The sequence below is a fragment of the Pseudomonas sp. WS 5051 genome (assembly GCF_012985715.1).
Lineage (GTDB): Bacteria > Pseudomonadota > Gammaproteobacteria > Pseudomonadales > Pseudomonadaceae > Aquipseudomonas > Aquipseudomonas bubulae.
This window is the reverse complement of record NZ_JAAQWV010000027.1, coordinates 1-21,572: the sequence shown is the minus strand read 5'-3', so window position 1 is coordinate 21,572 and position 21,572 is coordinate 1. Positions and strand designations below refer to the sequence as shown.

The following is a 21,572-nucleotide window of genomic DNA, read 5'->3' as shown; positions in this document are numbered from 1 at the left end:
TTCTTTTCGGTCACTTGTTTGACCGCCTGGATTTTGAATTCTTCGGGATATCGCTGGTTGCTCATGGCACCTCCTAATGGGCCTCATTTTAAGGCTTGGAGGTGTCTACGAAACTAGGGGCGATTCACAGAGTGTGAACAGAGGCAGGCATGAATTCACGTTCACATTGCCTTGTGTGAACGAAGCCTATAATTTGTGAACGTTTTCTTAGACAACAAAAAAGGGCCCACCTTTCGGTGAGCCCTTCTAGACCGCCCAGCAGAGCGGATTTTGTTTGGTAGGCGCGATTGGACTCGAACCAACGACCCCCACCATGTCAAGGTGGTGCTCTAACCAACTGAGCTACGTGCCTGCTGTGGGGTCGCATTCTATAGATTTGCGGAGGGGTGTCAACACCTTTTTTGCAGCTAACCCTATGAATAGTCGAATTTTTTATTTTTAACCCGAAAACACTTAGCCGCCAGTGGCTGGCGGGCGGTTTTCAACTCAGGTAGCATCGGCTTCACTCGTAAAAAATATAAAACAGAGGCTGCAGAATGTCGAACACTCCCTATCCCCAGTCCTACTATGCGGCTTCAGCCAATCCAGCCCCTGGGCGCCCTGCCCTGCAGGGCGAGGTGGAGACGGATGTGTGTGTTATCGGCGCCGGTTATACCGGGCTGTCGAGTGCGCTGTTTTTGCTGGAGGCCGGCTTCAAGGTCACGGTCCTGGAAGCAGCGAAGGTGGGGTTCGGTGCTTCCGGACGCAATGGCGGCCAGATCGTTAACAGTTACAGCCGCGATATCGATGTGATCGAACGCACTGTCGGCGCCAAGCAGGCTCAGTTGCTGGGGCAGATGGCCTTTGAAGGCGGCAAGATCATTCGTGAGCGTGTGGCCAAGTATCAGATCCAGTGCGATTTGAAAGACGGCGGCGTGTTTGCCGCCATCACCGCCAAGCAGATGGGCCATCTGGAAGCGCAGAAAAAACTCTGGGAGCGTTATGGCAATACGTCACTGGAGCTGCTGGATCAGCGCCGGATTCGTGAAGTGGTTGCCTGTGATCAGTATCAGGGCGGGCTGCTGGATATGAGCGGCGGGCATATTCATCCGCTTAATCTGGCGCTGGGCGAAGCCGCTGCCGTGGAGTCGTTGGGCGGCACCATTTATGAGCAGTCCCCCGCTGTTCGCATTGAACGCGGCGCCAATCCTGTGGTGCATACCCCCCAGGGCAAGGTGCGAGCCAAGTTCATTATCGTCGCAGGCAATGCCTATCTGGGCAATCTGGTACCGGAGCTGGCTTCCAAGTCCATGCCCTGCGGTACACAGGTAATCACCACCGAGCCCCTGGGTGATGAGCTGGCCAAGACTCTGTTGCCACAGGACTATTGCGTTGAGGACTGTAACTACTTGCTCGACTACTATCGCCTGTCCGGTGACAAGCGTCTGATTTTCGGGGGTGGCGTGGTGTATGGCGCACGGGACCCTGCCAATATCGAGGCGATTATCCGGCCGAAAATGCTCAAGGCTTTCCCGCAGCTCAAGGATGTGAAAATTGACTACGCGTGGACGGGCAACTTCCTGCTGACGCTGTCACGCCTGCCTCAGGTCGGTCGTATCGGTGACAACATCTATTACTCACAAGGTTGCAGCGGGCATGGCGTGACCTATACCCATCTGGCTGGCAAGGTGCTGGCTGAAGCCCTGCGCGGGCAGGCAGAGCGTTTTGATGCGTTTGCCGATCTGCCCCACTACCCTTTCCCCGGCGGACAGCTGTTGCGTACACCGCTGACTGCTTTGGGTGCCTGGTATTACAGCTTGCGGGACAAGTTCGGCTTTTAACTCTTGTGGTGGCTATGTGGGAGCGGGCTTGCTCGCGATGGCATCGCTGCGTTGTGCCAGTCACACCGCGTCGCTTGCATCGCAGGCAAGCCAGCTCCCACAGGGTGATGCCAACGCTTACTTTTGGGACTCCAGAGTCTTGATCGCTGTAGCCCCGGCCTGTTCCTGGCCCGAGCGGGACAGTTCATTGGCAATTTTCAGCCAGCGGGTCTTGTCGACGTTGGCCGGCAACTGGGTTGGCGACAGGATCAGCACGGCCCAGCCGCCAGCATCCTTCCACGCCGACTCGAATTTGCTGAAGTCCATCAACCGCCGACGCTCCATACCTGAACGCAGCAACACCGTGCCTTTGGCGCGGTTGTAACCCACCAGCATCGCGTAGCGCGGCTCGGACCACAGGGTGCCGTCGCTAAATCGCAGCATCACCGGGTAGCCGGCTGCCACTTGAGTCAGCAACGCAGACAGGGATTTGTCCAGCGGGTACACCATCAGCCCGTAACCCGCCGCAAGCTGCTCGATATTAGATTGCAATGAGGCTTCGGCACCCGGTAACTGCAGCGGTTTGACCAAAAGTCCGGGGGTGATGCGGACTCTTTGCTCACTGAGCATGCCCGCCAATATTTGCGGGGCACCCTGGTTGGCATTGCCGCGGAAAAACGGCACGCCATTGAGCTCTACCCGTTCTGGCAAGCGTCGAAACTCAGGGGGTTCGACACTGGCGCAGCCCACCATCGCTAACGCAAACACCCCCATCAGCCACAGCCGCGCCGATTTTGCCCCTGTCACTGCCCGCATATTGCCTCGCTCTTAATAAACGCCAGACCTCAAAGTCCGCCATGACCGTCAATCATAGGGCGCCAATAATGCGAGGTATAGCCTTAAGCCACAGCCCAATGGCTGATATAGAGCGAATCGATTAGCCCTACACGACCTTCGGTCAATAGACTGCAACATCGCACAGGCTAGACTGTCATCTGCTTAGCGTGTGTTTGAGCCCGTAGGGGGCAAAGGAGGCACTGATGAGCCCGATACTCACTATTTTTCTGCTGATTGCCGGTTGGCTGGCCGTTGCTGGCGCCATGCTCTGGGGCCTGATGCGTATTAGCCGCCATCATCACCCGCAGGTGCAGGCAAAACCGCAAGATATCCCTGAAAAACCGGTAGCTGGCGCAGCAAGCGCACATTGAACCCACAAAAAAGCCGTCCACCCCAAAGAGAGTGGACGGCTTTTTAACATCAACCTGCGTTTACTTGATCAGCGCAGCCTGACGCCTTTCCCGGATCTGACGCGCCACAATGTTGAGTGTTTCAACCGTGGCCGAGAACGCCATCGCTGCATACACGTAACCTTTCGGCACATGGGCACCGAACCCTTCAGCGATCAAGGTCATGCCGATCATGATCAGGAAGGCCAGGGCCAGCATCACTACGGTCGGGTTGTCGTTGATGAACTTGGCCAGAGGCTCCGAAGCCAGCAACATCACCATCACCGCCACCACCACTGCAATCACCATGATCGGCAAGTGCTCGGTCATGCCCACCGCCGTAATGATGCTGTCGATGGAAAACACCAGGTCAAGCATGAGGATCTGGCCGATGGCAGCGGCAAAGCCCAAGGTGACTTTCGACGACACACTGTCGGCCTTTTCTTCCACTTGCGGAGTCATGCTGTGGTGGATTTCGCTGGTGGCCTTCCACACCAGAAACAGACCACCGGCAATCAGGATCATGTCCTTCCACGAGAAGGCCTTGCCCAGCACTTCAAATACCGGCGTGGTCAGTTGCACGATGTAGGCAATGGTACCCAGCAAGCCCAGACGCAGGATCAGCGCCATGCCGATACCAATACGGCGTGCCTTGGTGCGGTATTGCTCAGGCAGTTTGTTGGTCAAAATCGAGATAAAGATCAGGTTATCGATACCCAGCACGATTTCCATCACGATCAACGTGGCTAAAGCGACCCAGGCTGCGGGGCTGGCAGCCAGTTGTAAAAGATATTCCATAGGTGTGTTCGGACTCTGCAGTAAGACCAGTTAAATAGCTTTAGATGAATCTTGCTTTTCTTGCTCAGGCTTTTCTTTTTCAATCAGCCCACCGGTGGCTTCGCTGAGCGCTTGCTCCGCAGCCTTGTGAGTGTCATCAATTGCCTGTTTAGCGGATTCAGCGGTTTTGCTCAGCACCTGTTGCGCGGCTTTTTCAGCCTGGTCGCAACCCGCAATCGCCAGCAAACCTGCCGATAACAGTACGGCTACTGCTGCTTTTTTCATGTTCATGGTCATTTCCCTCTCTAAACCGGCGGCCACCAAAGTGGCTTGCGCATAACGCGGGATTCTAGAGAATCCAACACTTCAGGAAAATTCGTATTTTTAAACGCTATACTTCGGTTTTTACGAAGTGTTGCGACGCTGATGCTTAATTACCGCCAATTGCATTACTTCTGGGTCGTGGCCAAGACCGGCAGCATTGTTCGCGCTTGCGAGCAACTGAACCTCACGCCGCAGACGATCAGCGGGCAAATCAGCCTGCTCGAAGATACCTATGGCCTGCCGTTGTTTCGCCGGGTCGGACGCCAACTGGAGCTGACCGAGACCGGACGCCAGGTGCTGCCTTATGCCGAGCAGATCTTTCAGGTCGGCAGTGAACTGGAAAGCATGCTGCGCATGGCGCCCAAGGAACAACAGATCTTGTTTCGAGTGGGTGTGGCCGACGTGGTGCCCAAGTCGATTGTGTACCGCCTGATTGCTCCGACCATGGAGCTGGATAAACCGATTCGCATCACCTGTCGCGAAGACAAGCTTGACCGGCTACTCGCGGACCTCGCTATTCAGCGTCTTGATTTGGTAATTTCCGACAGCCCTATGCCTTCGCACCTGGATATCAAGGGTTTCAGTCAAAAACTGGGCGAGTGCGGCATCAGTTTTTTTGCTACTGCGACGCTGGCCCAAGACTATGCCGAAAACTTTCCGCATTGCCTGCAAGGCGCGCCGCTACTGATCCCCGGGCCCGAAACCATGCTGCGCAGCCGCTTGTTGCGCTGGCTGGCCGAGCAGCAGATCCAGCCGCGAATCGTGGGGGAATTTGATGACAGCGCGCTGATGCAGGCTTTCGGTCAGTCGGGGATCGGCGTCTTTATCGCACCCAGCGTGATTGCCCAGGAAGTGATGCGTCAGTTTGATGTCGAACTGATCGGCCACACCGAGGCGGTCACCGAATCGTTCTACGCCATTACCGTGGAGCGCAAGATCCGCCACCCCGGTATCGTTGCGATTACCGAGGGGGCACGCCGCGAGTTGTTTACCCCGCGCTAGCACACACTGGCGGCGCCTTGGCAGTCATCAGCACCAGCGCCAGCAGAATCGATACCAGGATAAACCCGGCGGCAGCAAACCCCAGGTTACCCAGGCCATAGCTATCGATTACCCGGCCCCCCACCATCGCACCCAGGCCGATCCCCAGATTGGCCCCGGCAATGTTCAGCGACGCGGCAAATGCCGGGGCATGGGGGGCAACTTTCATCAGCCGCACATGACTGACCAGAAACATGGCCGCCTGGGTCACCCCCCATATGCCCATGGCCGCCGCCAGGCCCAGGGTTGAGTGAATGCTCGGCACCAGCGCCACCAGGCCGCCGATCATAAAGGCACAAAACACCATCGAGGCGATCAGCGGATGGCGATCCACCATGCGCCCGCCCAACGAGTTGCCGATCAGGCCTACGGCGCCAAAGCCCATCAGGCACCACCCCACCAGCGTGCCGTCAAAGCCTGCCAGGCGCTCAAGAATATCGGCCAGATAGGTGTAGGCCGTAAACATGCCGCTGAACACCAGAACGGACAACACGATATGGCCAATCATCAATGGGCTGCGCAGCAGGGCAAACTGCGAACTCAGAGTGACACTTTCTTTCACTGCCCGGGTGACAGGTAAATAGATCCACAGCAACAGCGCCTTGGCCAGGGCGACCACCGCCAGAATACCGAAGGCACTGCGCCAGCCCCAAGCATCCGAGATCAGGGTGCCTACAGGAATGCCAAATACCGTCGCACAAACGATGCCGAACCCGATTTTGGCAATCGCCCGCCCGGCGTAATCCGGGCCTACGATATCCACCGCCGTTTCGCTAGCCAGAGCCCAAAACACCGGCAACCCCAATGCCGGCAGCAGCCGCGCAAAAGCCATCACCCAAATGTTCGGCGCCAGCGCCGCCACGGTGTTGGCGAAGGCGAACATCAGCAAAATCGAGATAAACAGGCGCTTGCGCTGAAAACGCGCAAAGTAGGCGGTCAAAAACGGCCCGAGGGCAGCAACCGTAAAGGCGAACAAGGTCACCAGCAAACCGGCCTGGGGCACGCTGACCTCCAAGTCGCGGGCTATCGAGGGCAGCAGGCCGACGATGACAAATTCGGTGGTGAGCACGGTAAAGCCGGCCGCAGACAGCAGCAGGATGGGCAACAGCATGAATAACTCCAGAGACAACGAGGCCAGCGAAAGCCCGAAAGGCCCGCTGATTTGAAGAAAAGTGGGGGATGGGCAATGGTAACAGAATGCTTCACCTTGAAGCGATGTAACCCGAAACAAGTTCAACCACGGATGTGGCAGATTGCCCCTGCGTAGGAAAGCACCTACACGTCTATGATAAAGTTCGTATCCCGCCGACTTGCGTCGATCAGCCTGCCCGTTTGCCGCCGATCGCCCCACAGTTTTTCAATGCGCTACCCAGAACAACTAGAGAAACCTTTATGACTGACGCTCCACCTACCCTGCTGCAAAAGCTCATGCGCACCAGCCTGGTAACCCAGATTGTGATCGGTCTGATTGCAGGTATTTTGCTGGCATGGCTTGCGCCCTCGGCAGCGCTTTCGGTGGCCTTTATCGGCAAGGTGTTCGTCAGCGCCTTGAAAGCCGTTGCGCCGATTCTCGTGTTTGTACTGGTCATGGCCTCGATTGCCAACCACAAGCACGGCCAGGAAACCCATATCCGCCCGATTCTGGTTCTGTACCTGTTCGGCACCTTTGCTGCTGCTGTGGTGGCCGTTATCGCCAGCATGCTGTTCCCGTCGAATCTGGTACTGGCCACCGAGAACATCGCCATTACCGCCCCCGGGGGTATCAGCGAGGTACTGCAAAGCCTGATGTTGAGTGTGGTCGACAACCCGGTCAGCGCACTGATGAATGCCAACTTTATCGGCATCCTGGCGTGGGCCATCGGCATGGGCATTGCCATTCGTCATGCCGGCGACACTACCCGCACCGTACTCAATGACCTGTCCAACGGTGTCACCCTGATCGTGCGCGTAGTTATCCGCTTTGCACCGCTGGGCATTTTCGGCCTGGTGGCTGCCACCCTCGCCTCTTCGGGCTTCGGTGCCCTGCTGGGTTATCTGCACCTGCTCACAGTGTTGATTGGCTGCATGCTGTTTGTGGCGCTGGTGGTCAATCCGCTGATTGTGTTCTGGAAGTTGCGTCGCAACCCGTATCCGCTGGTATTTCTGTGCCTGCGCGAAAGCGGGATTACCGCGTTTTTCACCCGCAGTTCGGCGGCCAACATTCCGGTGAACATGGCGTTGAGCGAGCGTCTGGGCCTGCATGAAGACACCTACTCGGTGTCCATCCCGCTGGGGGCCACCATCAATATGGCGGGCGCGGCGATTACCATCACCGTGTTGAGCCTGGCTGCCGTGCATACACTGGGGATTGCGGTCGATATTCCGACTGCTATTTTGCTGAGTGTGGTTGCAGCCATTTGCGCCTGCGGCGCATCGGGTGTGGCGGGCGGTTCGCTGCTGTTGATTCCGCTGGCGTGCAGCCTGTTCGGCATCCCGAGCGAGATTGCCATGCAGGTGGTGGCCGTGGGCTTCATTATCGGCATCCTGCAGGACTCGGCGGAAACCGCGCTCAACTCCTCCACCGACGTACTCTTTACTGCGGCGGCCTGTATGGCCCAGGAAGACAAGCCGCTGCAACAGGGCTGAGGCCATGTGGGCGGGCAAGCCTGCGATGCTTACAACTCGGTATGTCTAAATAACCGGGGCGCTGCCATCGCGAGCAAGCCCGCTCCCACAGTGGGTCAGGCCAGCACCTGGCGTTGAGGGTGCCAATGAACCTGTGGGAGCTGACTTGCCTGCGATGCTTGCAACTCGGTCTGTCTAAATAACCGGGGCGCTGCCATCGCGAGCAAGCCCGCTCCCACAGTGGGTCAGGCCAGCACCTGGCGTTGAGGGTGCCAATGAACCTGTGGGAGCTGGCTTGCCTGCGATGCTTACAACCCGGTATGTCTAAATAACCGGGGCGCTGCCATCGCGAGCAAGCCCGCTCCCACAGTGGATCAGGCCAGCACCTGGCGTTGAGGGTGCCAATGAACCTGTGGGAGCTCGCTTGCCTGCGATGCTTGCAACTCGGTATGTCTAAATAACCGGGGCGCTGCCATCGCGAGCAAGCCCGCTCCCACAGTGGGTCAGGCCAGCACCTGGCGTTGAGGGTGCCAATGAACCTGTGGGAGCTGACTTGCCTGCGATGCTTGCAACTCGGTCTGTCTAAATAACCGGGGCGCTGCCATCGCGAGCAAGCCCGCTCCCACAGTGGATCAGGCCAGCACCTGACGCTGAGGGTGCCAATGAACCTGTGGGAGCTCGCTTGCCTGCGATGCTTGCAACCCGGTAGGTCTGAATGACCAAGGCGCTGACACAGTGCGCTTGATTAGAACGCGCCCATGTAGTCACGCTTGCCGATCTCAACACCATTGTGGCGCAGGATCGCGTAAGCCGTGGTCACATGGAAGAAGAACTGCGGCAGGCCGTAGGTCAGCAGGTAAGCCTGGCCAGTGAAGCGTTTTTCTTTAGGCGTGCCCTGACGGGTGATGATTTCGATGCCTTCCTTGCCATCGATTTGCTCTGGCTTGATCCCGTCGACAAACGCCAGCACTTTGCTGATCAAGGCTTGCAGGTCGGCAAAGGTCACTTCGCTGTCGTCATATTTTGGCAATTCGATTTCAGCCAGACGGCCCGAAACACCCTTGGTGAAATCAACTGCGATTTGCACCTGACGCACCAGCGGGAACATGTCCGGGGCCAGGCGTGCTTGCAAAAACACGCTCGGGTCGATGTTCTTGGCCGTTGCGTGAGCTTCAGCCTTGGCCAGCACACCGCTCAGGGCGTTGAGCATTTGTTTGAACACGGGAACGGAAGCGGCGTACAGAGAGATAGTCATGGAAGTCTCGACAGTCTGTGGGCAGGAATGCAATGTGCGCCGATTATAGACACGCCAGCGCCCATCTGGTGTATGAAGATCAACCCCAAGCTCAGCCCCTGGACACCCATATGCCCTCTGCTCATCCCTCTACAGTTCCAGCAGCGGACCCGACCCAGGCGCTCTATCGCAAAATCACCCGCAAACTCATTCCCTTTCTCTGCTTCTGTTATCTGGCCGCTTATCTGGACCGGATCAATATCGGCTTCGCTAAATTGCAGATGCTAGGTGACCTGCAGTTCAGCGAAACGGCATTTGGCCTGGGGGCGGGGCTGTTTTTTGTCGGCTATATCCTGTTCGAGGTACCCAGTAATCTGCTTCTGGAGAAAGTCGGCGCCAGGGTCTGGATAGCCCGGATCATGATCAGCTGGGGCCTGCTTTCGGCCTGCACCCTGCTGGTCACCACGCCTGCCCAGTTCTATGTTGTACGCTTTCTGCTGGGGGTGGCCGAAGCCGGTTTTCTGCCCGGGGTGCTGTATTACCTGACCACCTGGTTCCCGACCCAGCGACGGGGCCGCATCATTGCCCTGTTTATGATCGGCATGCCGCTGTCCAGTGTCGTCGGCGGGCCACTGTCGGGCTGGATCATGGTCGCCTTCGACAATACGGCGGGGCTGCGCGGCTGGCAGTGGCTGTTTGTGCTTGAGGCGATCCCCAGCGTATTGCTGGGCATCCTGACCTTCTGGGTTCTGCCAGACAGCCATCACACGGCAAAATGGCTGAACGCCGACGAAAAAGCGTTACTGGAACAGCAACTGCACCAGGACAACGCCGAAGGCCAGAACAGCAAGCACAGTTTTCGCGACGGGTTCTTTAACCTCAAGATCTGGATGCTGGGGGGTATCGACTTCTCCATCCTGCTTAGCGCCTACGCAATGGCATTCTGGATGCCGACGTTTATCCGTAACGCCGGTGTGGCCGACAACTTCCATATTGGCCTGCTCACCGCCCTGCCCAGCGTTGCCGCCCTGATCGGCATGCTGATGATTGGCGCCAGCAGCGACCACCATCGAGAACGCCGCTGGCATATCATTGTGCCCTTTGTGATTGGCGCGGCCGCGATGGCAGCCAGCACTTTTTTCAGCGACAACCTGCTTGTGATCGTTTTGCTGTTTGCCATTGCCTCGGCCGCCATCATTGGCGCCGTACCGGTGTTTTTCAGCTTGCCGGCCACCTTTCTCAAGGGCCGTGCTGCCGCTACCGGCTTCGCCCTCGCGTGTTCGCTGGCCAATATCGCAGGGCTGGTGAGCAATTCCCTGATGGGTATCGCCATCGACGTAACGGGCAGCAGTTCCGGCGCGCTGTGGTTCTTCGCCAGTTGCCTGCTAGTGAGCTGCCTGCTGGTGATCGCGCTGCCTGCCAAAGTGGTTAACCGCTGACACGCAAAAAGACTCTCTGCCACAGACGGGGCTAGATGCCAGTCGCTCTACCGCGCAAAAAACACCACAATGGTCGCTGGCAACGGTTACTCAAATTGGAGATGAAAATGGACGTTCCCGCTGATCAGTTCTCAGAACAGGTACCAAACGATGCTGACGCAGGACCTCTGCTCAACAGTACCGAGATCCGTATTCTCGGCTCCCTAATCGAGAAACAGGCCACCAACCCGGAAACCTACCCCCTGACGCTCAATGCCCTGGTGCTGGCGTGCAACCAGAAAACCAGCCGCGAGCCGGTGCTCAACCTGACCCAGGGCCAGGTCGGGCAAAGCCTGCGCGCCCTCGAAGGGCGTGGCTTTACCCGCCTGGTGATGGGCAGCCGCGCTGATCGCTGGGAACACAAGGTCGACAAGGCGCTGGAGCTGGTGCCTGCGCAAGTGGTGTTGCTGGGCCTGCTTTTTCTGCGCGGTCCGCAAACCCTCAACGAGTTGCTGACCCGCAGTTCGCGCATGCACGACTTTGAAGACACCGAACAGGTCCAGCATCAGCTGGAACGCCTGATTGCCCGCGACCTGGCCCTGCTGGTACCGCGTCAGAGCGGCCAGCGAGAAGACCGTTACATGCACGCCTTGGGCGACCCGGCCGATATCGAAACCATCATGACTGCACGCCAGCAACCTGCAGAACGCTCAAGCGCGCAGGCAGTCTCGATAGAGCGTTTCGAAGCCCTTGAGGCGCGTATTGCAGCCCTCGAAGCCCGTCTGGCAGAGCTGGAGTAAAAGCGTTTTGGGGGCGAGCTCACTCGCCCCCAATCGCCATCAGCTGCGCGCGAATGCCACGGCCGCTTGGAACTGCTCGGCGGTGGGCCGCACACCTGTGTACAGCACAAACTGCTCCAGGGCCTGAATGGCAATAACCTCAAGCCCGGTGATGACCTGCTTGCCCTGGGCACGACCGCGCACGATCAGGGGTGTTTCAACCGGGATCGCCACCACGTCGAAGATAATATCCGCACGATCAATGGCATCTGCCTCGAAAGCCAGATCATCGGCCTCGGCCCCGCCCGCCATGCCGACAGGTGTAACATTGATCAGCATGTGCGGCCTGCGCTCGCCCAGCTCAGGCTGCCATTCATAACCGCAACTTGCCGCCAGCGCCGCCCCTGTTGCCTCGTTGCGCGCAACGATCAGGCCATTGCGATAACCGCCATCGCGCAGGGCCGATGCCACCGCCTTGGCCATGCCGCCACTGCCGCGCAGGGCAAAGGTCGTGTCTTTGGGTACTTTATGGCTGTCCAGCAGTTGGGCAATGGCTATGTAGTCGGTGTTATAGGCCTTGAGGTGGCCGTCGGTGTTGACGATGGTGTTGATCGAGGCAATGGCCCGGGCTGACGTGTCCAGTTCGTCCACCAGCTCGATGCAGGCCTCCTTGAACGGCATCGACACGCCGCAACCACGAATGCCCAATGCCCGGATACCAGTCACTGCGCCCGCCAGATCCTTGCTGCTGAAGGCCTTGTAGTAAAAGTTCAAGCCCAGTTGTTCGTATAGATGATTATGAAAACGCAGCCCGAAATTACCCGGTCGACCCGACAACGATATGCACAGTCGGGTGTCTTTGTCCGGATTCATTTGCATGCTCATCTCCTTGCTGAATGCTTTTAGATGGACGGCACAAGCCGTACCGGGAGTTTTGTTGGATCATAGTGGAGCGCCAACGCTGAATCGTCTCAGCGCCCGCAGACCTTACACAAAATTTACCCGGGCGCTTCGCAGTTTTTAAAATAAATACGGTCTTAATGTTATCCCCGGGTTTAACTGCGGTCTGGTGCAGGCCGAATCGTCGGGGCGGGAATTCGAGGAATCGTCATGATGCGTAGCATCCCCAAAATCGCTTTGCTTATCGGCACCCTGGCTGTTGCAGGGCAGGCATCGGCCCATGGTGGCTGGGGCCCCGGGCCTGCAATTTTTGGCGCGGTGGTGGGTGCCGCGGTGGTTGGCTCGGTTATCGCTGGCCACGAACAGCGCCCGGTGTATGTGCAGCAACCGGTGTATGTGCAGCCACAGCCGGTTTACGTACAGGCCCCACCTGTTTATTACCAACCGCAACCGGTGTATGTCCAGCCGCCCCAGCCCGTTTACTATCAGGGCTACTACGGTCGACCGCAACCGGTGTACTACGGTCCGCCACGGGGTTACTACGGCCCGCCGCGCTGGTAACCGGTGCTGGCAGCCGGCAGGCTTGGACAGCTGCCGGCAGGTCCGGATAGATCATGTGAATGTCGCGGACAAGACACCGTAACGCCCCGGACTGCGGCATCATGCAGCTTGGCTGGCGCAACAATCGGCACATTCATAAAAACAAGGACGACCTTTATGCCTACACAAAACCCGCACCATATCGTCGGGCTCTGCACCTCCAGCAAGGTGTACAACACTCTGACCGAGCTCAAGCAGCTCGAAGGTCACCGCACCGCCAAACTGCTATCCCTGCTGACCCAGCACCTGGTTCGCGAAGGGCTGCTGAGTGATCAGGAAGTGATGCACATGCTCGATCAGGTGGTTGACTGACACCTCATCGACATCAATGACCACTATCACGCGCAATGATTTCTTGCGCAGCGGCACAGCCCGTAAGGTAGCGCCATTGTTGAAGGAGGTCTGTATGCCCAAGATTCATGTCATGTCGGTGATCGGCAGTGCCGTTCCCGCCCCGCTGCGTGCCGACGGCCTGCTGGCATGCTGGTATGTGGTCAGTGACGGCGTTGCCGTCAGCGGCCCGTTTACCTCGCGCGCCGCCGCCCAGCTCAAAGCCACCAGCGAAACAGATAAAACAGCGCCACACTCAACGCGACACTGAGCAGCACATTGCGGCTCCACAGCATCAGCCCGATGGCGCACAACCCGGCCAGCAGGTAGGGGTTGGCCAGGCTCAGATCCAGCTGATGGTCCTTGACGAAAATGATCGGCCCGCAAATCGCCGTCAGCATCCCCGGTACGGCAAAGCCCAAAAACTCCTTCACCCCTCGATTCAGGCGAATCGGCAAGCGTGGTTCCAGAAACAGGTAGCGGTTGAAAAACAGGATCAACGTCATCCCGCCAATAATTGCCCAGATCATGCCCAGTACCCTCCCAGCCGCTTGCAGGCATAGCCCGCGACCATACCCGCCAACCCGGCCAGCACAATCGCCGACTCCCACTGCCAGTGACTGAACACCACCACCGTGAACAAAGAGACCGCCACGCAGACCACGGTCGGGATATTGCGCACCACCGGGGTAATCAACGCGATAAAGGTGGCCGCGATCGAGAACTCCAGCCCTAGCTGATCCAGCCCCGGGATGCTCTTGCCCAGCACCACGCCCAGCAGGGTGAAAATATTCCAGCCCACATACATGCACAGCCCCACACCCAGGGCATACCAGCGATTGAAGGTGTTCTGGTCGAAGGGGCTGACCAGGGCAAAGAACTCATCGGTGAGCAAAAAGCCCAGCCCGAAGCGCCATTTGGGCTCGAGCGGCGCCACCAGAGGGCGCAAGTGCATGGCATAGAGCAAGTGTTGCGAGGTCAGCAGCAAGGTGGTGACCAGAATCGAAATCGCACTGGCACCGCCCTTGATCATGCCAATGGCAACCAGTTGCGCCGCACCGGCAAACACAAACAGTGACAGCCCCTGGCTTTGCGCGGGGGTCAGCTGGGCATCGATTGCGGTGGAACCGGCCAGCAGCCCCCAGGGGGCACACGCCAGGGTCAGCGGCAGGCAGGCAATTGCGCCGCGCATAAACGCGGTTCGAGCAAGGGCATCAGGCATCAAAAACATTCCGGCAGTAAGCAGCGGCAAAGGGTCGCAACATCAGGGTAAAAAGTCTTGAACGATCTTGCTCTGCTGCCCTCATAACTTGACGCGGACCGCGTGAAAACAGCCCGCCGCGTTTGACGAGAGAGCAAACCTGGTCTTTAGTCAGCCGCATTCAAGAGACGTTAATTCCGATCAACCGCTGCCACGAGGAACCACCATGAAAGACCTGAAATCCGCCAAGGAAAGCAGAAAGGCCGATCTGCGCACACCTACGGCACTGAGCGAAAAAGCCTGTATCGATATCGCAGCCGAAGTGAACGCGCTGCTCGCAGACACCTTCGCCATCTACATGAAGACCAAGAATTTCCACTGGCACATGTCCGGCCCACACTTCCGTGATTTCCACCTGCTGCTCGACGAGCAGGCTGACCAGATCTACGCGACCACCGATGCCATCGCCGAGCGTGTGCGCAAGCTGGGGCGCACCACAATCCGCTCCATCGGCCACATCAAGAAGCTGCAACGCCTGCTGGACAACGACGCCGACTTCGTGACGCCGGAAGACATGCTGGCAGAACTGCGCGAAGACAATATCCAGCTGGCCGCCTATATGCGTGAGACTCACGACATGTGCTCCGAGCTGGGCGATGTGGCGACTACCAGCCTGCTGGAAAACTGGATCGACGAGGCCGAGCGCCGCGTGTGGTTCCTGTTTGAGTCGTCGCGTACCAAATAACCCCTGCGTAGCAGCTGCCGAAGGAACGAGGCTGCGTTCGATTGCCAAGCGATCGTAAAACCAGAGCATGCGGTTTATCTGTAAAAACCTGTGCTCTGACTTTACGACGGCTTCGCCGCCGGACGCAGCCTTGTTCCTGCGCCAGCTGCTACGGTCACGAGCACCCGCAGAACCATGAATTTTGTTTCACAGTCTTCGAACGCAACGAGCGGTATATTCGCAGCGCTCATTGCTCATTCAATGAACCCCTTGCCCGCACCTCCCCTGCGGGCTTTTTTTCGCCTGTCAAACGCCCTGCCTGAACACCAGCGCCTTGAGGCCGCACTCGACATCGGCGTCCGGGAACTCCGGCGGGTTGTCCAGGCGCTGAACAAAACGCAGGCTCGGCGCATCACGGGTCACGCCATCGATCAAAAAGTCCGAACCCAGTGCCGGGTCATTCATGCACGCCAGTACTGTGCCGTTTTCACCGAGCAACTCCGGCAGGCGGCGCACCACGCGCTGGTAGTCCTTGGTCAGCAAAAAGCTGCCTTTCTGAAATGACGGCGGATCGATGATCACCAGATCGTAAGGCCCGGTGCTTTTCACCTTGCCCCAGGACTTGAACAGCTCATGACCCAGAAACGTCACCTTGCTCATGTCATGCCCGTTCAGGCGATGGTTGTCGCGGCCACGGCTCAGGGCCGCACGGGACATGTCGAGGTTGACCACATGCTGGGCGCCGCCTTCTATGGCGGCCACTGAAAAACCGCAGGTATAGGCAAACAGGTTCAACACTCGCTTGCCCCCGGCATTGGCCCTTACCCAGTCACGACCATAACGCATGTCCAGGAACAGGCCGTTGTTCTGTTTGCGGCCCAGGTCCACGCGATAGCGCAATCCGCCTTCAGTCAGCGTCCACTCGTCAATTGCCTCGCCCACCAGCCACTCGGTGTCGCTTTGCAGCGTATAGCGATGTTGCAGCACCAGTGTGTGTGCACCGCTGGCCTGCCATGCGGCTGACTGAACAATGGCCTGCAGCAGTTGCTTGAGTGCAGCCAGTTGCAGGGCCTCGGGCTCCTTGAACAGAGAAACCAGCACCACGCCTTGCAACCAGTCCACCGTCAACTGCTCAAGCCCGGGCCAGCAACGTCCACGCCCATGGAACAAACGCCGGGTTTCAGCAGGCACAGCCTGCAGTGCAGTCAATAAGTGCTGGTGCAGGGTGGTTAACGCTTCAGGAGTCATCAGGCCGACCGGTCAATTTCAAGGGGCCGGCATTTTACACAATTGCACTGCCCTGCCTAATCGGCACAGTGGAAATATTTGTTAATTCAGAGGGTGATATTATCGTTTTACAATAATTTTTTATCGCAATACGATAGTTTCACTGCGCAGGGCAATACGCTTTCCCTGGGCGGATTCCGGGCTTTTTATAACCACAAGCAGAACCAGAAGGACTGTTCGATGAAAACCGATCCCCTTGCCAATCGCAGCCGCATCCTGGCCACAACCACGCTGGCACTTGTCGCGGGTATGTTGCTGGCCAATATCGCTTACTGGATTTTCCCCAACGCCATAGGCACTTATGTGGGCGGGTTCAACCTGAGCGCCATGACCGAAACACTGCAGGCCGACATCCCGTTGATGCCCTGGTGGCAGGTTGCTGGTGCCATAACCCTGTCCAGCATCCCCCTGCTGATACTCGCCAAAGGCTTGCTGGCCCTGCGCAGCCTGTTTCTGGCCTACAGCAAGGGCGAGTATTTCTCGACCGAATCTGCCGAGTTGCTGGGTAAAGTGGGTAAAAGCGTTTCTATATGGGTGCTGGCCAGCCTCCTGTTAACCCCGGTCATGAGTGTCTGGATCACCATTTTGCGGCCTGCGGGCGAGCGCTTGCTCACGATCAGCTTCGAGCCGTCGCATCTTGTTGCCTTGTTCCTCTCGGCTTCCCTTATGATCATCGCCCGCAGCCTGTACAAGGCGTGTTCGTTGGCGCGGGAAAATCAGCAGTTCGTTTAAGAGGCCAAAATGCCGATCGAGATCAAGCTGGACGTCATGCTGGCCATGCGCAAGGTCAAATCCAAGGACCTGGCGCACAGGGTGGGCATTACCGAGCAGAACCTGTCACTGCTCAAGCAAGGGAAAGTAAAGGGCATCAGGCTGGCAACCCTGGAAGCCATTTGCATCGCACTGGATTGTCAGCCGGGGGACTTGCTGCATTATCAACCGGAATCGTAAGCACGCACGCCTGCGAGGCCAAGCCCTCGCAGGCGGCGCACCAGGCTCTGCCTGCCTGCACTTCAAAGCCTCCAGTCCGTTCAGCCAACCAACAGCATCCTCCTGCTAGGCTCGCCGCGGCACCCAACCTTTTTACCGGTATATTCGGATTTTCTCTGACAAACCTCTGCAAAATCAGGCATTTCTGCCGCCACTGATCCATACTGACTAAATGTAACGTCATGTGTATAACAGCCGTTGCAGCCCGGTACTTCCCAACCCTTCTTGAGTCATTCTGCGTGAAAATTCATTTTTCCATTTTGAGCCTGTGTTTAGTTCTGGCAGGCACCAGTGCTTCTTCAATCGCCGCAGCGGCTGAAAGCACTTCGGCCCCACGGGATACCTCGCAACTGCACATCGCCTCAGGCAGTGCGCTGCTGATCGACCTGCAAACCAACAAAGTGATTTTTGCCAGCAACCCTGACGCCATCGTGCCAATTGCCTCCGTCACCAAATTGATGACCGCCATGGTAGTGCTGGATGCCAAGCAGTCGATGGACGAATCCATTTCGGTCAATATCAGCGACACCCCGGAGATGAAGGGCGTGTTTTCGCGGGTAAAAATCGGCAGCGAGCTGTCGCGTCACGAAATGATGCTGATCACCCTGATGTCTTCGGAAAACCGGGCAGCCGCCAGCCTTGCCCACCACTATCCGGGGGGTTATGTAGCCTTTATCGCGGCGATGAATGCCAAGGCCAAAAGCCTGGGCATGATGAGCACTCACTATGTTGAGCCGACCGGGTTGTCGATCCACAACGTATCCACTGCCCGCGACCTGAGCAAGCTGCTGGCAGCGGCGCGGCATTACCCGATGCTCAGCCAGTTGAGCACCACCAAGGAAAAGACCGTGGCGTTCCGCAAACCCAACTACAGCCTGGGTTTCAGCAACACCGATCACCTGGTCAGAAAAGACAAATGGAATATCAAGATCACCAAGACCGGCTTTACCAATCAGGCCGGTCATTGCCTGGTGCTGGTCACTGAAATGGGTGGGCGCCCGGTGTCCCTGGTCATTCTGGATGCCTTTGGCAAGTACACCCACTTCGCCGATGCCGGTCGAATTCGCAACTGGGTGGAAACCGGTAAAAGTGGCGGTGTGCCCGACGTAGCCCTGCGCTACAAAGCCGAAAAAAACCTGCAGAAAAACCAGCTGACAGCAGGTCAGGCGGGTAAGTGAAGAAGTACGGGTGAGATGAAATGCAGGCACTTGCCCCGGGGAGAGGATCGGGGACAAATGCCTGCGTACTGCTCGTTACAAACTGCGGATAGAAAGAACCCCGTCACCTGGACGGGGTTCTTGCCTGGCACATGCTCAGATCAGTTTTGCAGAGCAGGCTGCGAATCCCCATTGATCGGGATGCGTTTGGCTTTTGCCTCTTCCGGCACCACCCGCTGCAGGTCGATGCTCAGCAAACCATTGCTCAGGTTTGCGCCTTTGATCTCGATATGATCATCAAGGCGGAAGGACAATTTGAATGCCCGCTGTGCAATACCTTGATGCAAGAAGGTCACGCCTTCTTCGCTGGTGCTTTCGCGTTTGCTGCCGCTGACGCTCAGCACACCTTTCTCTACTTGCAGGTCCAGATCATCTTGCTGGAAGCCTGCAGCTGCTACCACGATGCGGTAGCTGTCTTCACCCCGTTTTTCAACGTTGTAAGGTGGGTAGCCGCCGCTTGAATCGTTGCGCAGTGCGGTTTCAAACAAATCACTAAAACGGTCAAAGCCGACAGAATTACGGAACAGTGGCGCCATTGAAAAAGCGTTGCTCATAATTTCATCCTCCTGATTTCAGCGAGATTTTGTTACGCGACCCGTTTTCGGCATCGCGTACCCCTTAGATAGGGACCGTCAAAACCATTTCAAGGCTTTTTTTGAAATTTTTTTCAGACGCTTCAAGCCACATCGACAGGCGGGTTGTTGACCATGTGCCGGACCTTCTCACAGTCTGTTTCACGACGCATGGCATTGAACAACACCACCGCTTCAGGATAGTTGCGGGTCAACATTGCCAGCCACTGCTTGAGCCGCCCCGGTGCCGAGCGCGGGGTCAGCTGGGCCTCGGCCTGGGCCCAGAAGTCGCGGATCATGGGCTGCAAATCGGCCCAGGTCATCGGCACTACCTCAACACCGGCGCGGGCAGCGGCAATTTGCGCGGCCAGATCGGGGCGCGACACCAGACCACGGCCGAGCATGATGTCTTCAGCGCCACTGATTTCGCGGCAACGACGCCAATCTTCAACCGACCAGATATCGCCATTGGCAAACACCGGCACCTTGACCGCTTCCTGCACCTGGGCAATGTATTCCCAATGCGCAGGCGGCTTGTAGCCATCCATTTTGGTCCGCGCATGCACCACGATCTGGCTGGCGCCGCCTTCGGCCAGGGCGATTGCGCACTCATTGGCGCTGTCGGGCGTGTCGAAGCCCAGGCGCATCTTGGCAGTGACCGGAATATGCGCAGGCACGGTGCGACGCACTTGCAGCAAGATGGCGTGCAGCAGTTCGGGCTCCTTGAGCAACACTGCCCCGCCACGGGACTTGTTCACGGTCTTGGCCGGACAACCAAAATTGAGGTCTATCACCCCGCTGCCCAGCTCACAGGCCAATGCCGCGTTATCGGCCAGGCACGCCGGGTCCGAGCCCAGCAACTGCACGCGCAGCGGCACGCCGGAACGCGTTTGCGCACCGTGCTGCAACTCGGGAGCGAGTTTATGGAAGTAGGCTTCGGGCAAAAGCCGTTCGGTGACCCGAATAAATTCGGTCACACACCAATCAATACCGCCGGTGCGGGTCAGGACATCACGCAGGATGTTGTCGACCAACCCCTCCATCGGCGCCAAAGCAATTTGCATGGGTGACTCTCATGAAAAACGTGCGGCAGTTTACGCGGTTCTGCGGGCAATCGGTATGCGCAGGCGCTGACGGTCAGGCCGTCACGACAGCCGGGCCATAACCGTCAAGGAACTCGGGCGGCAGGCGCCTGGCCTTGCCCGTGGACAGTTCGATGCAGACAAAGGTGGTTTGGGCACGCAACAGGGTCACACCATCGCAGGGGCGCACCAATTGAAAGTGACGGGTCATGCGCAGGCGCTGGTCACAATCGACAATCCAGGTGGCTAGCTGCAGCTCATCGCCTTCGTAGGCGCTGGCAAGATAGTCGATTTCATGACGGGAGACCGCCATGGCGCGGTCGAGGCGACGGTACTCGGTGAGGTCCAAGCCCAGGCGCTGCGAGTGGCGCCAGGCGCAGCGTTCCAGCCAGACCACATAGGACGCGTTATTGGCATGACCAAACCCGTCAATGTCTTCGGCCTGCACCTGCAGGTCAATGATAAACGGCGCTGCCAAATCCCAACTCATGCCTTGTCTCCCTGTACATAAATAAGGAGCGCAGTGTAACGCAGAGGGGGCGACGGGAAACTTGAAGAGCTGGAATTAAAAAACTGCAGACAAACAAAAGGGTCATTCAATAATCGAATGACCCTTATAAATCCCGCAAAGCGGGTAATCGTGGCGTCCCCTAGGGGACTCGAACCCCTGTTACCGCCGTGAAAGGGCGGTGTCCTAGGCCACTAGACGAAGGGGACACAAACCCTTCTAACAGTGATCAGCGCTGAGTGCTGATCGATCCAATGCCAGTGTGGCCCGACATTGAACTGTAAATTGGTGGAGCTAAACGGGATCGAACCGTTGACCTCTTGCATGCCATGCAAGCGCTCTCCCAGCTGAGCTATAGCCCCGATTTATCGCCTGGCGGCGGAGCATCACCGAAGTGCTGCTTCTGTAAAACTGGCGTCCCCTAGGGGACTCGAACCCCTGTTACCGCCGTGAAAGGGCGGTGTCCTAGGCCACTAGACGAAGGGGACACAAACCTTCTAACTTGACCCGCGCTGAGTGCTGGTCGATTCAATGCCGGTGTGGCCAGGCATTGAACAGTAAATTTGGTGGAGCTAAACGGGATCGAACCGTTGACCTCTTGCATGCCATGCAAGCGCTCTCCCAGCTGAGCTATAGCCCCAAACTTTCAGTATTGGGTGTTGCTGTGTTGCGTTCTGCTTGTTTCGTGTTGCTGTGTTGACGGGGCGCATATTAAGACTGGATGGGTAGGCTGTCAAACTTATTTTTAAACTTTTTTAAAAAAATTTGCCGTGAGAACAACCACTTACCCTTCCCGCCCCGTAAATACGGGGCCAAACCCCAACCAAAACCTTGTAGATACTCTGTTGCAGGTCAAGCTTTCGATAGGTGTTTTTCATCGAAAAGCTTGGCCGTATCAAAAGGCTCACCGCTGCGGATGCATGCCCAAATACCTGTCAGATATTTGCGCATGATTGCCC

Annotated in this window: 25 protein-coding genes and 5 tRNA genes; 13 read left to right on the top strand and 17 right to left on the bottom strand. The window is 57.6% G+C overall.

Features of this window, described 5'->3' with window-relative positions; translation table 11 throughout:
- Nucleotides 1-275 precede the first annotated feature (275 nt).
- Nucleotides 276-352, bottom strand: a tRNA-Val gene (locus tag HBN79_RS23740).
- 184 nt (nt 353-536) lie between these two features.
- On the opposite strand from HBN79_RS23740, the gene HBN79_RS23735 reads away from it, so the two are divergent.
- Entirely contained in the window at nt 537-1,820 is a 1,284-nt protein-coding gene (locus tag HBN79_RS23735) for an FAD-binding oxidoreductase (protein WP_095021186.1), read from the top strand.
- A gap of 117 nt (nt 1,821-1,937) precedes the next feature.
- Here HBN79_RS23735 and HBN79_RS23730 read toward each other — a convergent pair whose 3' ends face one another.
- A complete protein-coding gene (locus HBN79_RS23730; RefSeq protein ID WP_095021187.1) occupies nt 1,938-2,615 on the bottom strand; it encodes a hypothetical protein in 678 nt (225 codons plus the stop codon).
- A gap of 224 nt (nt 2,616-2,839) precedes the next feature.
- Between HBN79_RS23730 and HBN79_RS23725 the strand changes: the two genes are divergently transcribed.
- Nucleotides 2,840-3,007, top strand: coding sequence for a hypothetical protein (locus tag HBN79_RS23725; protein WP_165446485.1), 168 nt, complete (start codon nt 2,840-2,842; stop codon nt 3,005-3,007).
- A 60-nt stretch (nt 3,008-3,067) separates the two neighbouring features.
- Here the strand turns inward: HBN79_RS23725 and HBN79_RS23720 are convergent, their stop codons facing one another.
- Together HBN79_RS23720 and HBN79_RS23715 are read right to left on the bottom strand one after the other, a co-directional pair.
- A complete protein-coding gene (locus HBN79_RS23720) occupies nt 3,068-3,823 on the bottom strand; it encodes a TerC family protein (RefSeq protein ID WP_095002290.1) in 756 nt (251 codons plus the stop codon).
- A gap of 30 nt (nt 3,824-3,853) precedes the next feature.
- On the bottom strand, nt 3,854-4,093 hold the full coding sequence (locus HBN79_RS23715) for a hypothetical protein (RefSeq protein ID WP_095002448.1): 240 nt from the start codon (nt 4,091-4,093) through the stop codon (nt 3,854-3,856).
- Nucleotides 4,094-4,228: 135 nt separating this feature from the next.
- Here HBN79_RS23715 and nhaR point away from each other — a divergent pair, with 135 nt between their 5' ends.
- Nucleotides 4,229-5,128 (top strand): transcriptional activator NhaR, encoded by a 900-nt coding sequence (gene nhaR / locus HBN79_RS23710; RefSeq protein WP_095002289.1) that lies wholly within the window; start codon nt 4,229-4,231, stop codon nt 5,126-5,128.
- Here nhaR and HBN79_RS23705 read toward each other — a convergent pair.
- Nucleotides 5,115-6,278 (bottom strand): MFS transporter, encoded by a 1,164-nt coding sequence (locus tag HBN79_RS23705; protein ID WP_095024555.1) that lies wholly within the window; start codon nt 6,276-6,278, stop codon nt 5,115-5,117. The two genes, nhaR and HBN79_RS23705, sit on opposite strands and share 14 nt — an antisense overlap.
- Before the next feature lie 281 nt (nt 6,279-6,559).
- Between HBN79_RS23705 and sstT the strand changes: the two genes are divergently transcribed.
- The gene (gene sstT, locus HBN79_RS23700; RefSeq protein WP_095018960.1) at nt 6,560-7,792 is read left to right on the top strand and encodes a serine/threonine transporter SstT; all 1,233 of its coding nucleotides are present in this window, start codon (nt 6,560-6,562) and stop codon (nt 7,790-7,792) included.
- A gap of 724 nt (nt 7,793-8,516) precedes the next feature.
- On the opposite strand, the gene HBN79_RS23695 is transcribed toward sstT, so the two are convergent.
- Complete coding sequence (locus tag HBN79_RS23695; RefSeq protein ID WP_016780360.1) at nt 8,517-9,026, bottom strand: DUF1993 domain-containing protein; 510 nt, start codon at nt 9,024-9,026, stop codon at nt 8,517-8,519.
- A gap of 110 nt (nt 9,027-9,136) precedes the next feature.
- On the opposite strand from HBN79_RS23695, the gene HBN79_RS23690 reads away from it, so the two are divergent.
- Both HBN79_RS23690 and HBN79_RS23685 read left to right on the top strand, forming a co-directional pair.
- Nucleotides 9,137-10,444 carry an MFS transporter gene (locus HBN79_RS23690; protein WP_095025102.1) on the top strand — a complete coding sequence of 436 codons (1,308 nt, stop codon included), beginning with the start codon at nt 9,137-9,139 and terminating at the stop codon, nt 10,442-10,444.
- Between the two features lie 107 nt (nt 10,445-10,551).
- Nucleotides 10,552-11,223, top strand: a complete 672-nt coding sequence (locus HBN79_RS23685; protein WP_095002286.1) for a DUF480 domain-containing protein — start codon at nt 10,552-10,554, stop codon at nt 11,221-11,223.
- Between the two features lie 39 nt (nt 11,224-11,262).
- Here the strand turns inward: HBN79_RS23685 and HBN79_RS23680 are convergent, their stop codons facing one another.
- Entirely contained in the window at nt 11,263-12,081 is an 819-nt protein-coding gene (locus HBN79_RS23680) for a shikimate 5-dehydrogenase (RefSeq protein WP_095021191.1), read from the bottom strand.
- A 231-nt stretch (nt 12,082-12,312) separates the two neighbouring features.
- Here HBN79_RS23680 and HBN79_RS23675 point away from each other — a divergent pair, with 231 nt between their 5' ends.
- From HBN79_RS23675 to HBN79_RS23665, 3 genes are all read left to right on the top strand, one after another.
- The gene (locus HBN79_RS23675) at nt 12,313-12,663 is read left to right on the top strand and encodes a hypothetical protein (RefSeq protein WP_095002284.1); all 351 of its coding nucleotides are present in this window, start codon (nt 12,313-12,315) and stop codon (nt 12,661-12,663) included.
- 156 nt (nt 12,664-12,819) lie between these two features.
- Nucleotides 12,820-13,014: a hypothetical protein gene (locus HBN79_RS23670; RefSeq protein WP_016780355.1), complete on the top strand. Its 195-nt coding sequence runs from the start codon at nt 12,820-12,822 to the stop codon at nt 13,012-13,014.
- Nucleotides 13,015-13,108: 94 nt separating this feature from the next.
- Nucleotides 13,109-13,303 (top strand): hypothetical protein, encoded by a 195-nt coding sequence (locus tag HBN79_RS23665; RefSeq protein WP_095002283.1) that lies wholly within the window; start codon nt 13,109-13,111, stop codon nt 13,301-13,303.
- Here HBN79_RS23665 and HBN79_RS23660 read toward each other — a convergent pair.
- Both HBN79_RS23660 and HBN79_RS23655 read right to left on the bottom strand, forming a co-directional pair.
- Entirely contained in the window at nt 13,251-13,562 is a 312-nt protein-coding gene (locus HBN79_RS23660) for an AzlD domain-containing protein (RefSeq protein WP_095002282.1), read from the bottom strand. The genes HBN79_RS23665 and HBN79_RS23660 overlap by 53 nt on opposite strands.
- Entirely contained in the window at nt 13,559-14,254 is a 696-nt protein-coding gene (locus tag HBN79_RS23655) for an AzlC family ABC transporter permease (RefSeq protein WP_095002446.1), read from the bottom strand. Before HBN79_RS23655 ends, HBN79_RS23660 begins: the two co-directional genes overlap by 4 nt.
- Before the next feature lie 205 nt (nt 14,255-14,459).
- Between HBN79_RS23655 and HBN79_RS23650 the strand changes: the two genes are divergently transcribed.
- A complete protein-coding gene (locus tag HBN79_RS23650) occupies nt 14,460-14,978 on the top strand; it encodes a DNA starvation/stationary phase protection protein (RefSeq protein WP_095002281.1) in 519 nt (172 codons plus the stop codon).
- Between the two features lie 285 nt (nt 14,979-15,263).
- Here HBN79_RS23650 and HBN79_RS23645 read toward each other — a convergent pair whose 3' ends face one another.
- Nucleotides 15,264-16,205, bottom strand: coding sequence for a class I SAM-dependent methyltransferase (locus HBN79_RS23645; RefSeq protein WP_095024552.1), 942 nt, complete (start codon nt 16,203-16,205; stop codon nt 15,264-15,266).
- Nucleotides 16,206-16,424: 219 nt separating this feature from the next.
- On the opposite strand from HBN79_RS23645, the gene HBN79_RS23640 reads away from it, so the two are divergent.
- From HBN79_RS23640 to pbpG, 3 genes are all read left to right on the top strand, one after another.
- Entirely contained in the window at nt 16,425-16,976 is a 552-nt protein-coding gene (locus HBN79_RS23640) for a DUF2975 domain-containing protein (protein WP_095002279.1), read from the top strand.
- Nucleotides 16,977-16,985: 9 nt separating this feature from the next.
- Nucleotides 16,986-17,195, top strand: a complete 210-nt coding sequence (locus HBN79_RS23635) for a helix-turn-helix transcriptional regulator (protein ID WP_095002278.1) — start codon at nt 16,986-16,988, stop codon at nt 17,193-17,195.
- A gap of 278 nt (nt 17,196-17,473) precedes the next feature.
- On the top strand, nt 17,474-18,412 hold the full coding sequence (pbpG, locus tag HBN79_RS23630) for a D-alanyl-D-alanine endopeptidase (RefSeq protein ID WP_095021194.1): 939 nt from the start codon (nt 17,474-17,476) through the stop codon (nt 18,410-18,412).
- 140 nt (nt 18,413-18,552) lie between these two features.
- On the opposite strand, the gene HBN79_RS23625 is transcribed toward pbpG, so the two are convergent.
- From HBN79_RS23625 to HBN79_RS23595, 7 genes are all read right to left on the bottom strand, one after another.
- Entirely contained in the window at nt 18,553-19,005 is a 453-nt protein-coding gene (locus tag HBN79_RS23625) for an Hsp20 family protein (RefSeq protein ID WP_016780349.1), read from the bottom strand.
- 122 nt (nt 19,006-19,127) lie between these two features.
- A complete protein-coding gene (locus HBN79_RS23620) occupies nt 19,128-20,087 on the bottom strand; it encodes a tRNA-dihydrouridine synthase (protein WP_095018966.1) in 960 nt (319 codons plus the stop codon).
- A gap of 73 nt (nt 20,088-20,160) precedes the next feature.
- Entirely contained in the window at nt 20,161-20,595 is a 435-nt protein-coding gene (locus HBN79_RS23615; protein ID WP_095002275.1) for a thioesterase family protein, read from the bottom strand.
- Between the two features lie 151 nt (nt 20,596-20,746).
- Nucleotides 20,747-20,822: transfer RNA gene (locus tag HBN79_RS23610), tRNA-Glu, on the bottom strand.
- Between the two features lie 77 nt (nt 20,823-20,899).
- Nucleotides 20,900-20,975 (bottom strand) — tRNA-Ala (locus HBN79_RS23605).
- Between the two features lie 50 nt (nt 20,976-21,025).
- Nucleotides 21,026-21,101: transfer RNA gene (locus HBN79_RS23600), tRNA-Glu, on the bottom strand.
- A gap of 76 nt (nt 21,102-21,177) precedes the next feature.
- Nucleotides 21,178-21,253, bottom strand: a tRNA-Ala gene (locus tag HBN79_RS23595).
- Between the last annotated feature and the right edge of the window lie 319 nt (nt 21,254-21,572).